Origin of the sequence: Prochlorococcus marinus str. MIT 9515, from assembly GCF_000015665.1 — a bacterium.
Taxonomy (GTDB): Bacteria; Cyanobacteriota; Cyanobacteriia; order PCC-6307; family Cyanobiaceae; genus Prochlorococcus_A; species Prochlorococcus_A marinus_P.
In genome coordinates, this window is record NC_008817.1 from 240,943 (window position 1) to 255,501 (window position 14,559).

Below are 14,559 nucleotides of genomic sequence, written 5' to 3' on the forward strand. Positions count from 1 at the left end.
TTTAGTAAATATATAATACTAATAATAAAACAATATTAAGACTTTCTTAGAACATCTACTACACTTTTAAATGCGAACCATTCAGGTATTGAATCACCATTCCTCAATTTTTTTCTAAATTCTGTACCGCTAAGTTTCATTATCTGATAGTTTTTTTCTTTTGCTTCTTCTGCAGTTATATAACCTTTTTCTAATGTGTAAACTAGATTTCTAGAAGGGACAGTTTGCATCATTAACTCTTTCGAACATTTATTGGCAAAATTCTGTGCATCATAAGGACCGTAAAAATCTTCACCAGTGGAGGATGATTTGCATCCAGCCATATCCCTACCGATTATGAAATGTGTACAGCCATAATTTCTTCTGATAATCATGTGTTGAAGTGCCTCCCTAGGTCCTGCCATATGCATTGAGTATGGTAAAAATGCCCATTTGATATTCTCATTAGAAATTTCTTCTTCTAATTTTTTATATGTTAAGTATCTTACTTTTCCTGGAATGTCATCTTGTTGTGTTGGCCCGCATGTTGGGTGAACTAAAACTACTGAATTTGAGGAAACATTATCCGATTGTAAGGCATTAGTAAATAATTCATAATGAGCTCTATGAATGGGATTTCTGCATTGAAAAGCAACCACATCAAAATTAGCAGGTAATAAATCTCTTACTTCTTCTGGTGTTTTACATGGAAAATCTCTATTTGGGAGCTCCAACCCGTAAATCTTACCTCCTATGTAGTATCTACCTCTTTCATTAAAAATCATTTTTACTGCGGGATGATCCAATGAATTAGTGCCGTAACAAAATTCTGCTTCAACGGATTTATCTGGCTCCCATTTTGAACTAACTTCCAAAAATGCTAGTTTTTGTTTTTTGTATGTGAGCAATATCGTTTCGCCTTCTCTAATTTCTTCTTTATTAGTATCAAATACAATTGGCAATCCAAACAGTAAACCCTTTGTGTTTCGATGGCTTTTAATTACAGATTTGTAATCTTCTTTATCCATAAATCCCTCTAGAGGAGAAAAGCCTCCAACCATTAAAAGTTCTACATCGCATGCATTTCTATCACTGCATTCATGCTCATATGAAACTTGAGAAAAAAGTTTTGTTATAAGTTTTTTATCTTTGATAATTAAATCTTTTAGTTCTCCTCCATAAGGAAGGATGATACCTTTTGAATCTCTTATAGATTCTTTTTGTGAGTTCATTTTATGATTTTATAAGACAAATTATGAAAAAAAAAAAAGAGGGTTTTAACCCTCTTTTTTTTCTTTATTTAGAATTAAGCTTTTCTTCCGTAAAGCTCACCAATTATTTTTACATCAAGAGGTTCTTTTGAACCCATATCTGTATCAGAAGGTTGAATAGCTACAAATGTACCTGCAAATTCATCTGTATCAGAATCTACATTCTCAATTGATAGGGTAACTACTCCGGTCCCATTTACATCAACTTTGATATTTTCTTTAGCTAGTTCTTCATCATCACCACCAAGGGCAACTAAACCTTGAGCGTATTCAACACCAGTATTTTTAGCTCTTGCTTTAGGATCTAAAAAATCTCCAGTTCTATAATTAGGAGTGAATGTTGCACCACTAACTTCTGTACCGGGCTCAATTGATGATGGTATATCAGCTGTTAAATCTTTTGCAGAGAATGCAAATGGCACCTCTAATCCACCAGGAGTGAGAACAGTAATTAACTGAAAATCAATACCACCTTTTTCAGTGAACGTTCCGGAGTCAATATCTCCATATACTTCTGTAACTGTGGTGTTATTTCTGGGGCTAATGATTTTTGTTGCAACAAACTCTGCTTCTTTTCGTTTGGAGCCTGGAACTTTCACATAAACTTCTGTGGGATGCATGCATATCCCTTTTAAGGAATCTCCATTTCCTAAAGATATTGATCCAATCAAAGATGAATCTAATGAAGGGCAATCATTAGCTTTTCCTGTGTTTACAACATCAGTAAATTGCGCATTGCCTCTCTCTGAGAAAGCATATGTTTTATCTGGGACGAAAGCAAAAGTTAAACAAAGTGAAATAACAAAAGCTAATAAAGAACGAATTCTCATAATAAATTTCAATAAAGTTCTGTAACTGCTGGTAAAGGGTTACCTAAAAATGTTTAGTACGGATACTACAAGGTAAAGAACCATAAAAGTTAATTTTTTTGATCCTCGAAACAACCCGTAGCTTTTTTAATTATTTTAAAAACTTGAGTTATTTTAAGATATAAGATTATTTTTAAAGCTTAAGATTACAAAAAAACACAAATATAATTTTTATAAATTATTTATTCGCTGAAATAATTCGATTTATCAACTTATTAGCTAGTTCTAGTTTAGAAGTTTTTTCTATATGATGTTCCATATTTTTTGTATCAAAAAGCCAACCTTCATTTTTAGCTAATGGACCAAATCCTTGCTCTTCAATATCTATAGGATTTGCAAATATTAAATCACATCCCTTAAGCACTATTTTTTCTTTTATTGTTTTTCTTGCATTTTGAATAGAGCCTGTAAATGCACAAAAACCAACAAAAATTTGATTTTCTTTTTTCACTTTACTGAAATCTCTTAATATGTCAGGTATAAATTCAATACTATTTTTGAAAAAATTGCTAAATTTACTTTTTGGGATTTTTTTTAAGGTATCGCTTGAAATTTTGAAATCTGCAACTGCTGCGTTCATAATAAAATAATCGCACTTCGAAATCTCTTTTTCAATTTCTTGAATTAAATCAGTACTATTTTCTATTTCGACACTTTCTATCCCTTCAGTGATATCCAGTCTATTTTTTAAAGGACCATGTATATATTTGACATTTGCACCTCTAAATCTAGCTACTTGAGCAAGCATTAATCCCATTGTTCCCGAACTATTGTTTGTAATCTTTCTGGCTGCGTCAATTTTTTCTGATGTACATCCACCTGTAATTAAGATTTTTTTATTTGATAAATCTCTGTAATAGGTCTTTTTATTATGTGAAAGTATAAAAGTTAGAGCTAATTGTATTAGATCATTAGGAGGTATCTTACCAATTCCAATTTCATCGCAAGCTAGGATTCCTTTACTTGGTTCAAGGGTCAAAACATTAGAATAATTTAGAAGACATTGATAATTTTTTTGAACAGCTTGGTTAATCCACATATTAGAATTCATCGCAGGAGCAACAATAATAGGCTTATTGTTTGCGATTAAAATACTGGAGATTAATCCATCTGCATTACCCGTAACCCATTTAGAGAGAGTTGTAGCCGTCAAAGGAGCAATTATTAAAAAATCAGCCCAATTGCATAAATCTATATGTAAAGGTTTGGGTTGAATATATGACCATTGGTCCTTATCTAATACGCAAACATTCCTACTTAAAATAGAGAGTGAAGCTGGCTGTATTAATTTTTCCGCATTTTTAGACATAACACACTTAACATCATAATTATCCTTCACTAATTGGCTGACAAGCAATGGGATTCTTACTGCAGCAATACTTCCAGTAATTAATATGAGAAGCTTAATTTTTGATTCTTTAGAGTTATTCTTCATCAACTTATTACTAACATAGTAAATAAGAATAATCAGAAGGTAATTCGGTCTTATTAATTGCTAAGGGCCAAAGTAAATCCAGAGTTTTTGATTCATCAAATGATAAAGCATAATTTTCATCTTCTAATCCTTTAGCAAGATCAAAAGTAATCTCTTCATTAAAAACAACAAGAATATCTGCACTTATTGTGTTATGGTTTGTGGATTTCATATTAAATTCTTTTCAATATATTTTTAATATAGCTTCATGCAATTCATATTCACTAGATTATTAATTACTTTCAAAATTTTAAAATCTCAATAACAAAACAATTCATCTTATTATTATTGTCGGGAATTAATTATGTCACAAACCAAAAAAGAGCAGGTAGTTAGCCATTTGCGTTATTTAAGGCAGGAATTAAGGGAAATGCATTTAGGAATTCAAGATGATGGATTATTCCCCGAACCAGGAGAACTAAGAGGGGTTCTTGCACAAATGGAGGCTTTACTTGAATTAATTGAGGGTAATCCTAAAATTAAATCAGACTCTTAATAGATTTTTTACTCATTTATGATTGGTAATGGTTTTTAAACCCCAAAAGACTAAATTTCAACTTTTAGTTATTGATAATTTTGATAGTTTAAGCCAATGGGCAGCGAATCCATGGCGAAGGTATTCTTTAGCTTTAACTGTTGTTTTGACTGGTTACTTTTTTGGGAGTTCACTAGGAATGATTAGTGCTGTTGCAGAATTGATTGATCCCGTAGGAGCTTTTTTATCAGTTTTTTTTATTGAAGTTTTGATTCAATTTAGACGCAGATTACGGTTTGATAGGAGAAAAAAATTATTAGTATTGTTAATCGATTCATTAAGATTGGGATTGTTTTATGGTTTTTTTACCGAAAGCCTTAAATTACTTTGAATTTATTTATTGAATTTGCTTAATAAATAAAGTAAAGCCATTCTTGTAGGAATTCCATTAGAGACTTGATCATTTATTAAGCAATTTGGATATTCATCAACTATTCTGCTGCTAATTTCAATACCACGATTAATAGGCCCAGGATGCAGGATAGGAATATTTTTATCATTCATAGATAGCTTTTCTGGAGTTAAACAATAATTTTCACTATAAGATTTGATACTGCTTAATAAATTCTCCATCATTCTTTCTTTTTGTAATCTTAAAACAATCACCGCATCTGCATCTTTAATGGAGTCTTCTAATGACCTCGAAATTGTAATGGAACCCCTAGAAGAAATTGGGTCTCTTAATTGATTGGGAGGAGAACTACTTACAAAACTAGTAAATTCTTCAGGAATAAGTGTTGGAGGGCCACACAAGATTACGTTCGCACCAAATGCAGTCAATGCCCAAAGATTTGATCGGGCAACTCTTGAATGCAATACATCCCCCACTATTAAAATTTTTTTAGAATATAAGATCTCTGGTTTCATCAATTCAGGAGAAAAGAACTTTATTAATGTATAAAGATCTAGTAATCCTTGACTAGGATGGCTATGTAAACCATCACCAGCATTGAGCACCGAAGTTTTTGTATTAGTTGCATCTAGTTTTTTTGAAATTTCTAGAGGTACATGACTAGATGAATGTCTAATGATTAGTATATCTGATCCCATTGCGGCGTATGTTAATGCAGTATCTATAAGAGTTTCTCCTTTACTCAAAGAACTTGAAGAAGGAGAAAAGCTTTGAACGTCAGCAGAAAGCCTTTTGGCCGCGAGCTCAAAGCTGTTACGCGTTCTAGTGCTGGCCTCAAAAAATATTGAGGTTATTAAATTTCCTTGTAAAGCAGGTATTTTTTTTGTACCAGCATTAATTAGAGATTTGAATCTTTCAGTTAACTCAAAAACTGATTTATAATCATAGATTGAGAAATTTGAGAGTGTGAGGATATGTTTGTGAGGCCAATTTCCCATTATGTTATCCCAAGCAAATTATTAGTTGATTTTTTTAAATCAGGATTTCTATCTCCTTTTTCTCTTTTACTAATACTTCTACTCCTTTTAAGATACCAACGCCATTTTATATTTTTTGCTTTAGATATGCCAATTCTTGTTGTTTGAATTAAATCTTTTTTATCTAAAAATGACTCTCTTTTACTGATCCATAAACATTTATTATCCAAAATATCGAGGGAATTTAATTTATCATCTATTTCAAATGTTTTAGTTACTAATCCTGGACCAGAAGCTAATCTTTCGTTTTTATTTGATACGAAAACCGCTCTTATCAAGACACCACTTGCAAAATTATTTTTATCAGTGACAATGTTCAAACAATGATGAATCCCATAAGATCTATAAATATAAAATCTTCCAGGTTCACCAAAAAGTACTTCATTAGAAGGCGTCTTTTTTTTATGTCCATGACAAGCTTCTTCTTCTTGTGAATAAGCTTCAGTTTCAACTATCATACCTTTTAATAGCCCTTTACCAATTATATTTCTAATCAGGTAGCATCCAACTAAGTCAGGTGCTACAAACTTGGAATGCCGATAAAAAAAATTTTTTTTAAAAAATTGTGTTTCTATTTTTAAATACTTATCTAAGTTTATTTTTAGCGGTGAAATACATTTAAGTCTAGCTTTTGAATCATCAAAGAATAGTTATTCTAAATTATGAGAGCAGACAAATACTTTTTATCAATTTTGTTCAATTGATTGCCGATTTAAGTAATGTTTTGGAAAATCCTTTAAAATTTATAGTGAAATTGATTTTTTTGATAAGACAATCCAAATGAAACGAATCAGCAGTGATGAAGTAAAAAAAGTCGCAGAATTAGCCAGACTTGAATTAAATGAAAATGAAATTCATCAACACGCAGAACAGTTAGAAAAGATATTGGAATATATTAAACAACTAGAGAAAATTAATACTGAAAATATTGCATGTACGACTAGAGCGATAGAAGTGGTAAACGTATTGAGAAAAGATGAACGGAGAGATTATGAAAATTCCGATGAGCTTCTAGATTTGGCACCTTCAAGAGAAAATAAATTTTTTAAAGTGCCAAAAATTATTAATGAATAATTAATTACCGCCAATAAAATTTTTGTTAACTATCCTTAATAAAAATTTTTTTACTTTAAAAATTGGGAATGAATTTATGATTTTTCTAAGTTTTCCTTTTTTACTTTTGTGGCTTCTTATCCCTATAAGAAGATCATAAATAAAATTAAAAGTATCATGTTTAGTTTCAAAAATACCAACTCTTTGAGGTGAACCTTTCATCTCTAATAAAGGTTTGGTTTTTTCATAGGCTATTTTATATTCAAACCATGGAATTGAAGGCCATAGGTGATGAATTAAATGGTAATTCTGACCCATTATTAGGATATTTAAAAAATTACCGGGATAAACTCTTGAGTTTATCCATTTATTTCTGGATTGGAATGGTCGATGTGGGAGATAATCAAAGAAAATACCTAAAGTAACTCCAACCATAAGTGCAGGGCCAAACCATAAATTATAAATTAGATTCATAAAGTCAAATTTTAAGCCAGCTAAAATGATTGTTATAAATATGGATCTTTCTAAACCCCACTGCAGTAATTCATTTTTTCTCCAAAGTTTTCTTTGAAAGAAAAATATTTCATGATAAAAAAATCTGGGAGCAATAAGCCAAATTGGTCCAAAGGTACTAACAATATGATCAGGGTCATTTTTAGGATCATTTACATGAATATGATGTTGTAAGTGAACTCTAGTAAAAACTGGAAAACTGAATCCCAAAAGTATAGCTGATCCATGTCCCATTGCTTGATTTATCCAAGGTATGGGATGAGCAGCTTTGTGACATGCATCATGGATTACAGTGCCTTCAATATGAAGAGCAAGAAATGCAGTAGCAACTAATAGTGGAAGAGGCCAAACACCTCTATACCACTGCCAAATACTTAGAAAAGCAAGAAAATAACCACCAAAAAACAATCCTAATGTTGGGTTCCAAAAATTTGGAGGGTCGATATAATTTCTTATCTCCCTTTGCCAACCACTTATCTTAGAAGAATTAGTTTGAATATTTTTATTTTGACTAGTTAATTTTGAAATTGTCTATATGTAATCTATAGATAATATAACCAATTATTTATAGTGATTGCATAACTATCTCTAATATTTTTTAAGTTTCTAAAATTTTTAAAAATTCAATTATGTGTCAAATTGAGGATCTTAAGTAAAAATTATTTTTAAAATTTACCTTGCTAAACTAAAATTTCATTATTGCGGTCGTGGCGGAATTGGTAGACGCGCGAGTTTTAGGTACTCGTATCTTCGGGTGTGGGAGTTCAAGTCTCCCCGACCGCATTTCAAGAGAAAATTAATATAAATCAATTTAATGAGTTAATTATTTGAATTATTACTATACTCAAAGATAATAACGCAAGATTTTGGTAATTTATTTAGGTTGTTTTTATATATTTATTGGGATTACATTTTTGTTAATACCTCTTTTATATATCGAATTAGGCAGACCAAGAGATCTAATAAAAGCGGGTTTGAATTTAATGATTGGGATGTTATTACTTGTTAAGAGCAATATTTTTGTTAATTTTTACGCTTCAACTTTAATTGTAGTAACTTTATTATTTATTTTTTATTTAGTAGAAATTTTTTCTATAAGATGGAATCAATTAACTAACCAAGAGCAAAATAATTTAAAAACTTTCAAAGAATTGAAAAAAAACTTTTTAACATTCATAGAGGCTATCTCTCTAGCAAGGAAAGACTTTTTAAATTTCAATAGTATTTTTAAATTTGGAAGAAACAATGAAAATTTAAATAAAAAAAAGTGGGTTAGGAATGGTGAAAATGATAATATAAGTAATTCAAACAAAAATAATTTACTGACTTTAGAGATGCAAAAAAAAGCAACAATTCAATCTAAAAAAGATACAATTGATGTTGAAAATATATAAATAAAACAAATACATTCAATACTTATAAATCCCATAAATTCTAATGAAACCCAAAAATAATAAAGATAAAAAATCTAAGTTTTCCTATAAAGAGACATTAAATTTGCTGAAGACTGATTTTTCAATGCGAGCTAATTCAGTAAGTAGGGAACCTCAAATACAGGAATTCTGGTTGAAAAATAAGATTGATTTGGAATTGGGTTCATCGAATTTAGGTGAAAAATTTACTTTGCACGATGGGCCTCCTTATGCAAATGGTTCTCTTCATATGGGACATGCTTTAAATAAAGTTTTAAAGGATATTATTAATAAATATAAAACTCTTAAGGGATTCAAGGTTCATTTTGTCCCTGGTTGGGATTGTCATGGATTACCAATTGAATTAAAAGTCTTACAGAGTTTAAAATCTCATGAAAGAAAAGATTTAGATTCTTTAGGATTAAGAAAAAAAGCGACAGATTACGCAAAGATTCAGATAAAAAATCAACTAGAGGGTTTTAAGAGATGGGGTATATGGGGAGACTGGGATAATCCATATTTAACTCTTAAGAATAATTATGAATCTGCCCAAATTGGTGTTTTTGGAAAGATGTTCTTAAATGGCTATATATATAGAGGTTTAAAACCTGTTCATTGGAGTCCAAGTTCTAGAACAGCACTTGCAGAAGCAGAACTAGAATATCCAGAAGAGCATTATTCAAGTAGTGTTTATGTATCTTTAAATATTTCTAACTTATCAGATGAAATTCTCTTGAAGTTAGAAGAAAAGGATCTTAAGAATAAATTACTTTCTAATTTAAATAAACTATTTATAGCTATATGGACAACCACACCCTGGACTATTCCAGGTAATGAAGCAGTAGCTATTAATCCAAGAATAAATTATGTTTTTGCCGAAGATCAAAATGGTGATATATTTCTCTTTGCAAAAGATTTAATTTCTGAGATTTCTGAGAAATTAGAAAGAGAATTCAATACTTTAATAGATGTAAAAGGTTCAATGCTTACCGGCATCGAGTATAAACATCCTACAAAAAATAAGTTTTGCAATATTGTAATAGGAGGTGATTACATAACAACAGAATCTGGGACAGGAATTGTACATACTGCACCGGGTCATGGTATGGATGATTTTAATGTTGGCAAAAAATATCATTTACCTATAACTTGTATTGTTGATGAAAAAGGTAATTTAAATAATCATGCTGAAAAATTTTGCGGATTAAATGTTTTAAAAGATGCGAATGATTTGATTATTGAGGATTTAAAGAAAAATAATTTACTACTTTTAAAAGAAAAATATAAGCATAGATATCCATATGATTGGAGAACTAAAAAACCTACAATATTTAGAGCTACTGAACAATGGTTTGCATCTGTAGAAGGATTTAGATCCTCAGCTTTGAAAGCAATCGAGGATGTTGAATGGATGCCGAAAACAGGAAAAAAAAGAATTTATTCGATGGTTGTTGGAAGAGGAGATTGGTGTATTTCTAGGCAACGGTCTTGGGGCGTACCAATACCAGTTTTCTACGAAAAAAAGGGAAAGGAAATATTACTTAATAGTGAGACTATCAATCATATACAAAAGTTATTTAATGAGCATGGAGCAGATATATGGTGGGACTGGGATGAGAAAGATTTATTACCAAAACAATATAAAGAAGAATCTGATCGTTGGATAAAAGGTCTAGATACCATGGATGTGTGGTTTGATTCAGGATCTAGTTGGGCCGCTGTTTGTGAGCAAAGAGAAGAATTAGCATATCCTGCTGACTTATATTTAGAGGGCTCTGATCAACATCGAGGTTGGTTTCAATCTTCTTTGCTAACCTCGGTAGCAGTAAATAATAAGCCGCCATATAAAAAAGTTCTAACTCATGGATTTGCATTAGATGAAAATGGCAGAAAAATGAGTAAATCTTTAGGCAATGTTGTTGATCCAAATATTATTATTAATGGAGGTTCTAATCAGAAAATCCAACCCGCTTATGGAGCTGATGTCCTTCGGCTTTGGGTGAGTTCTGTAGATTATTCAGTTGACGTCCCGATTGGATCTAACATTTTAAAACAATTATCGGATGTTTATAGAAAAGTAAGAAATACAGCCAGATATCTTTTAGGTAATATTCATGATTATGATCCAATTGACGAGGAAATTGATATCGATCAGTTGCCGATATTAGATCAATGGATGTTAAATAGATTAGTTGATGTCTCGGATCAAATAACAATTGCATATGAAAATTACGAATTCTCGAAGTTTTTTCAAATATTGCAAAGTTTTTGTGTTGTTGATTTATCCAATTTTTACTTGGATATTGCAAAAGATAGGTTATATGTAAGTGCTAAATCTTCGATAAGGAGAAGAACTTGCCAATTTGTGATGTCTAAAATTGTAGAAAATTTAGCGGTTCTTATTTCGCCGGTACTTTGTCATATGGCTGAAGATATTTGGCAAAATATTCCATATTCAACTAATGAAAAATCTGTATTTGAACGAGGATGGCCAAATTTGCCAAAGTCATGGATTAATCCTGAACTTAATGAACGTATTTCTAATCTAAGAAAATTGAGAGTGGAAATTAATAAAGCTATAGAGGGATGTAGAACCCAGCAAATAATTGGAGCTGCTCTCGAAACAGAGGTTAATTATCTCCCTGAAAACGAAATAATTAAAAATTCTCTTTCTTGGCTTGAAAAATTTGGTAACAAGGAAGTTGATTTATATAGTGATTGGTTGATAGTTTCTAAGTTCAATGTCGTAAATAATTTATTTGAGGATTATTTAATTATCGATGATAACGAACTTGGAAAGATTCAAATTCTTAAAGCAAAAGGTCAGAAATGTGATAGATGTTGGCATTATCAAAGTAACACTGTGATGGGCATTGAAGATACCAAATTATGCAAGAGATGTGCAAATATTATTACCAGTTAAATAGTTAGTTTAATTCCAATTTCTTTGGTTAAGGAAAAAAAGAGAGTCAGTATTTTCTCTTACTATAACTTCTGATCCTTGGGTTAAAGGTGCCTCATATAAAATGAACTTTGTAAAGAAATGGTCAAATTCTATAACTTGTTTTTCTGAATCTATTTCAATTTGGTGGGTTGTAGAGCTACTAAAGCCTTTATAAATAATTATTTCTAGAAATTCTTTAGAGTATTCTCTTAAAAGATATCCCTGTAGTTTTAAAAGTCTATTAGGGATCATAAAACTAATTTTTTCTAAATTTCTTATTAAATCAATTTCTGCCATAATTAGAAAAACCAGAATTCCTCCCACTTTTAGGTAGTTTAATTATTGCCCATTGGAGTAAACCTAAAATATATATTAATAAAGCAAACAATCCTAAGAATTTTGCAATCGGTTGAGAAAAGCTAGCTCCAAATAAAAAGTTAAATAAATTTTTTAATATAAAATATAAATTTGTCGAGGGTTTAAGCCAAATTTGACATTCAGGAGAATTGATAAAAGAAATACAATTTATATTATTCATACTTTGAATTAAAAAATTTAAAGATATAAAAGTTAGGGACCATCTCCAAACTTTCGTTGTTGTGCTTAATGGATGTGAAATATCATACTCTTTTAATTCGTCATTAATATCATCCCAAAACCAAACTGATATAGCCATTATTACCGTTGAAATATTTGTAATTAAAAGAGCGTAGTTGTACTTTCCGATTAAAAGAATAAGGCTTATAAAGAATAAAAGGGATATTTTCCAATAATTAGTAAGAAGTTTTGAAATCGCTTTGCTTTTGTTTTTTATAGACCAGCAAAATAGAGTAAAAGGAATACCTACTATGAAGACTAATGAAAGTTGAAAAGATAGCCAAATTGAAAGCTGATTAAAAATGTTCAAACCTTTTTAATTTTTTATATACATAATTATTAAACCTCACTCACCTTCGTCTTAACTTATTATTGTCATAGTTGTGAATATTATGCATTATTTAATTTTCTAGTAAGAAATAATTAAACAAACTTTATGAGACAGCATGTAAATCCGCTCAGTAAAAATTTTTTTGAAATAGATCCAATACCTCCATTGAATGAAGTTTTTGAAAATCCACAATTACCTCTTCATTTAGATATTGGTTGTGCTTCTGGTGATTTTTTAATGGAATTGTCATTAAAAAATAAAAATTGGAATTATATAGGAATTGAAATTAGGGAGAAATTAGTTCTTAATGCAAATTTGAAAATCAAAAATAGAGAATATAAAAATGTATATTTTTCCTTTGGAAATGCGATTAATATTCTTAATAATACTAATAATAAAACTCTTATTGATGCGATTACTAGTATTTCTTTTTATTTTCCTGATCCATGGTTTAAAAAGAAACATCATAAAAGACGGGTAATTCAACCTGAATTTATTAATTTACTCTCAAATGCAATGCGAACAAGATCCTTGATTTTTATTAAAACTGATGTTCAAGAGCTTTTCGAATATATGGAACTCACAATATTAGAAAGTCTAAAGTTCAAGAAATTAGCTTATGAAGATTTTCGAGTTAATGAGAGTTTTAATCCAATCAAAACACAAACTAAAAGAGAGAAGTACGTGTTATTAAGTCAATTTGAAATTTATGAAAGTATTTATATTAGAATTTAATTTATAAATTATTAGATATTTTATTGATTTTTGAACGAAGTTCGGTTGTGATTTTTGTCGATAAAAAATCTACTTCTTTTTGATTTTGTGCTTCAACTAATATTCGTAAAACAGGTTCAGTTCCACTTGGGCGAATATAAACTCTACAGTCATTTTTTTTAATACTTGAAAAACTTTCTATACTTTCATTTATAAGATCCTTATTTGAGTTGTTTATGTTTTTAAAGTCAAAACTCAGAAGAATATTGGTAAGTTTTTGGGGGTATGGTAAGAAGCTGCTATTAAGCCAAGATTCTAAATTAATATTTTTTTTCTTACAGTATTTGGAAATTTGAAGTGCAGTTAATATACCATCTCCGCAAAAGTTATTAATTTTTGAGAGTATATGACCTGATTGTTCTCCGCCTAATAAGGCTTTTTTTTCCTTTAGTGCTGCAAATATGAACTTATCTCCAACTTCTGTTCTATATAAAATACCCCCAATATTATTCCAATTCCTTTCAAAACCTAAATTAGCCATTCTTGTTGAGATGATTGTGTTATTAGTAAGTACTTTTTCTTCCAGAAGTTCTCTGCCCCATAGAAAGAGTATATGATCTCCATCTAGGATATTGCCTTTTGAATCAACTCCAATCACTCTATCTGCATCACCATCAAAGCTAAAACCCATATCAGCATCATTTTCTTTTATGGCTTTATTTAGTGGATCTAAACATGTAGAACCGCAATTTAAATTTATTTTTAAACCATCTTTGTCATTATTAATAACTTTGACATTAGCACCAAGTTTCTTAAAAACACTCTCCGCACATGTGGTCGCTGATCCATAACACGCATCTAAGATTATTTTCATTCCTTCTAAATTTTCATTTTCCATACTATCGATAAGACCTTTGGTATAGATATTTAGTAGTTCATTATTTTTGCTGACCGATTTATATTTATTAGTGATTATTTTATTATTATCTACTCTTGCCATAATCAGTTCTATTCGTTTTTCAAAATCTCTTTTAATTTTTTCTCCATTTTTATCAAAGATTTTAATGCCATTAAATTCTGGAGGATTGTGGCTTGCTGAAATCATAATTCCACTACTGAATTTTTCTTTTTTTATTAAAAATGGGATGGCTGGTGTAGGACAGATTCCTAAATATATAAATTCTTTTCCGGCATCCTTAATACCTTTTGATATTGCCTCAAAAAGAATCTCTCCACTTATTCTTGTATCTCTTCCAATTAGTATTGGATTATTTGTTTTCACAATAAATCCCAAAGCATATCCAACTTTATAAGCTAAGGAATATGTTATTTCTTTATCAAATCTCCCCCTAATTCCATCTGTACCGAATATAGATTGCATATTATGATTTCAATGAATATTGTAGTGTTAGTATTTTGTATCTTTCATTAATACTATCAGTTGAATAAAAGTAAAAAAATTAATTTTCTCTTTATTT

Annotated in this window: 16 protein-coding genes and 1 tRNA gene; 7 read left to right on the forward strand and 10 right to left on the reverse strand. The window is 30.1% G+C overall.

All coding sequences use genetic code 11. The annotated features are described in order from the left end of the window. Positions 1-35 precede the first annotated feature (35 nt). The 4 genes from sat to P9515_RS01275 all read right to left on the reverse strand — a co-directional run bounded on the left by sat (position 36) and on the right by P9515_RS01275 (position 3,765). Positions 36-1,211: a sulfate adenylyltransferase gene (gene sat, locus P9515_RS01260; protein WP_011819580.1), complete on the reverse strand. Its 1,176-nt coding sequence runs from the start codon at positions 1,209-1,211 to the stop codon at positions 36-38. Positions 1,212-1,285: 74 nt separating this feature from the next. Further along, the gene (locus P9515_RS01265; protein ID WP_011819581.1) at positions 1,286-2,080 is read right to left on the reverse strand and encodes a photosystem II manganese-stabilizing polypeptide; all 795 of its coding nucleotides are present in this window, start codon (positions 2,078-2,080) and stop codon (positions 1,286-1,288) included. 217 nt (positions 2,081-2,297) lie between these two features. Continuing rightward, the gene (gene coaBC / locus P9515_RS01270; RefSeq protein ID WP_011819582.1) at positions 2,298-3,554 is read right to left on the reverse strand and encodes a bifunctional phosphopantothenoylcysteine decarboxylase/phosphopantothenate--cysteine ligase CoaBC; all 1,257 of its coding nucleotides are present in this window, start codon (positions 3,552-3,554) and stop codon (positions 2,298-2,300) included. 10 nt (positions 3,555-3,564) lie between these two features. Beyond that, on the reverse strand, positions 3,565-3,765 hold the full coding sequence (locus P9515_RS01275) for a DUF2555 domain-containing protein (RefSeq protein ID WP_011819583.1): 201 nt from the start codon (positions 3,763-3,765) through the stop codon (positions 3,565-3,567). A gap of 132 nt (positions 3,766-3,897) precedes the next feature. On the opposite strand from P9515_RS01275, the gene P9515_RS01280 reads away from it, so the two are divergent. Together P9515_RS01280 and P9515_RS01285 are read left to right on the forward strand one after the other, a co-directional pair. Next, positions 3,898-4,089 (forward strand): hypothetical protein, encoded by a 192-nt coding sequence (locus P9515_RS01280; RefSeq protein WP_011819584.1) that lies wholly within the window; start codon positions 3,898-3,900, stop codon positions 4,087-4,089. A gap of 28 nt (positions 4,090-4,117) precedes the next feature. Next, positions 4,118-4,459: a DUF565 domain-containing protein gene (locus tag P9515_RS01285; protein WP_011819585.1), complete on the forward strand. Its 342-nt coding sequence runs from the start codon at positions 4,118-4,120 to the stop codon at positions 4,457-4,459. A 2-nt stretch (positions 4,460-4,461) separates the two neighbouring features. Here the strand turns inward: P9515_RS01285 and P9515_RS01290 are convergent, their stop codons facing one another. Continuing rightward, a complete protein-coding gene (locus P9515_RS01290; RefSeq protein WP_011819586.1) occupies positions 4,462-5,478 on the reverse strand; it encodes an aspartate carbamoyltransferase catalytic subunit in 1,017 nt (338 codons plus the stop codon). After that, a complete protein-coding gene (locus tag P9515_RS01295) occupies positions 5,478-6,116 on the reverse strand; it encodes a DNA-3-methyladenine glycosylase (RefSeq protein WP_225867112.1) in 639 nt (212 codons plus the stop codon). Before P9515_RS01295 ends, P9515_RS01290 begins: the two co-directional genes overlap by 1 nt. Positions 6,117-6,297: 181 nt before the next feature. Here P9515_RS01295 and gatC point away from each other — a divergent pair, with 181 nt between their 5' ends. Then, on the forward strand, positions 6,298-6,591 hold the full coding sequence (gatC, locus tag P9515_RS01300; protein WP_011819588.1) for an Asp-tRNA(Asn)/Glu-tRNA(Gln) amidotransferase subunit GatC: 294 nt from the start codon (positions 6,298-6,300) through the stop codon (positions 6,589-6,591). Here the strand turns inward: gatC and P9515_RS01305 are convergent, their stop codons facing one another. Beyond that, positions 6,592-7,491 carry a fatty acid desaturase gene (locus P9515_RS01305; RefSeq protein WP_011819589.1) on the reverse strand — a complete coding sequence of 300 codons (900 nt, stop codon included), beginning with the start codon at positions 7,489-7,491 and terminating at the stop codon, positions 6,592-6,594. It abuts the gene before it with no gap. A 293-nt stretch (positions 7,492-7,784) separates the two neighbouring features. Here P9515_RS01305 and P9515_RS01310 point away from each other — a divergent pair. The 3 genes from P9515_RS01310 (at position 7,785) to ileS (ending at position 11,418) form a co-directional block, all read left to right on the forward strand. Next, positions 7,785-7,866, forward strand: a tRNA-Leu gene (locus tag P9515_RS01310). 83 nt (positions 7,867-7,949) lie between these two features. Continuing rightward, complete coding sequence (locus P9515_RS01315; protein WP_011819590.1) at positions 7,950-8,477, forward strand: hypothetical protein; 528 nt, start codon at positions 7,950-7,952, stop codon at positions 8,475-8,477. Positions 8,478-8,520: 43 nt separating this feature from the next. Continuing rightward, on the forward strand, positions 8,521-11,418 hold the full coding sequence (ileS, locus tag P9515_RS01320; RefSeq protein ID WP_011819591.1) for an isoleucine--tRNA ligase: 2,898 nt from the start codon (positions 8,521-8,523) through the stop codon (positions 11,416-11,418). Between the two features lie 9 nt (positions 11,419-11,427). Here the strand turns inward: ileS and P9515_RS01325 are convergent, their stop codons facing one another. Together P9515_RS01325 and P9515_RS01330 are read right to left on the reverse strand one after the other, a co-directional pair. Then, complete coding sequence (locus tag P9515_RS01325) at positions 11,428-11,736, reverse strand: hypothetical protein (RefSeq protein ID WP_041710544.1); 309 nt, start codon at positions 11,734-11,736, stop codon at positions 11,428-11,430. Continuing rightward, positions 11,723-12,346, reverse strand: a complete 624-nt coding sequence (locus tag P9515_RS01330; RefSeq protein WP_011819593.1) for a DUF3177 family protein — start codon at positions 12,344-12,346, stop codon at positions 11,723-11,725. The genes P9515_RS01325 and P9515_RS01330 overlap by 14 nt, the downstream gene beginning before the upstream one ends. 126 nt (positions 12,347-12,472) lie before the next feature. Between P9515_RS01330 and trmB the strand changes: the two genes are divergently transcribed. Beyond that, entirely contained in the window at positions 12,473-13,102 is a 630-nt protein-coding gene (gene trmB / locus P9515_RS01335) for a tRNA (guanosine(46)-N7)-methyltransferase TrmB (protein ID WP_011819594.1), read from the forward strand. A 1-nt stretch (position 13,103) separates the two neighbouring features. Here the strand turns inward: trmB and P9515_RS01340 are convergent, their stop codons facing one another. Then, entirely contained in the window at positions 13,104-14,462 is a 1,359-nt protein-coding gene (locus tag P9515_RS01340; protein WP_011819595.1) for a phosphohexomutase domain-containing protein, read from the reverse strand. Between the last annotated feature and the right edge of the window lie 97 nt (positions 14,463-14,559).

Coding starts and splice junctions, on each gene's coding strand:
- ileS (WP_011819591.1), top strand. CDS start 8,521: ATGAAACCCAAAAATAATAAAGATAAAAAATCTAAGTTTTCCTATAAA.
- sat (WP_011819580.1), bottom strand. CDS start 1,211: ATGAACTCACAAAAAGAATCTATAAGAGATTCAAAAGGTATCATCCTT.
- P9515_RS01325 (WP_041710544.1), bottom strand. CDS start 11,736: ATGGCAGAAATTGATTTAATAAGAAATTTAGAAAAAATTAGTTTTATG.
- gatC (WP_011819588.1), top strand. CDS start 6,298: ATGAAACGAATCAGCAGTGATGAAGTAAAAAAAGTCGCAGAATTAGCC.
- trmB (WP_011819594.1), top strand. CDS start 12,473: ATGAGACAGCATGTAAATCCGCTCAGTAAAAATTTTTTTGAAATAGAT.
- P9515_RS01290 (WP_011819586.1), bottom strand. CDS start 5,478: ATGGGAAATTGGCCTCACAAACATATCCTCACACTCTCAAATTTCTCA.
- P9515_RS01285 (WP_011819585.1), top strand. CDS start 4,118: ATGGTTTTTAAACCCCAAAAGACTAAATTTCAACTTTTAGTTATTGAT.
- coaBC (WP_011819582.1), bottom strand. CDS start 3,554: ATGAAGAATAACTCTAAAGAATCAAAAATTAAGCTTCTCATATTAATT.
- P9515_RS01280 (WP_011819584.1), top strand. CDS start 3,898: ATGTCACAAACCAAAAAAGAGCAGGTAGTTAGCCATTTGCGTTATTTA.
- P9515_RS01265 (WP_011819581.1), bottom strand. CDS start 2,080: ATGAGAATTCGTTCTTTATTAGCTTTTGTTATTTCACTTTGTTTAACT.
- P9515_RS01340 (WP_011819595.1), bottom strand. CDS start 14,462: ATGCAATCTATATTCGGTACAGATGGAATTAGGGGGAGATTTGATAAA.
- P9515_RS01275 (WP_011819583.1), bottom strand. CDS start 3,765: ATGAAATCCACAAACCATAACACAATAAGTGCAGATATTCTTGTTGTT.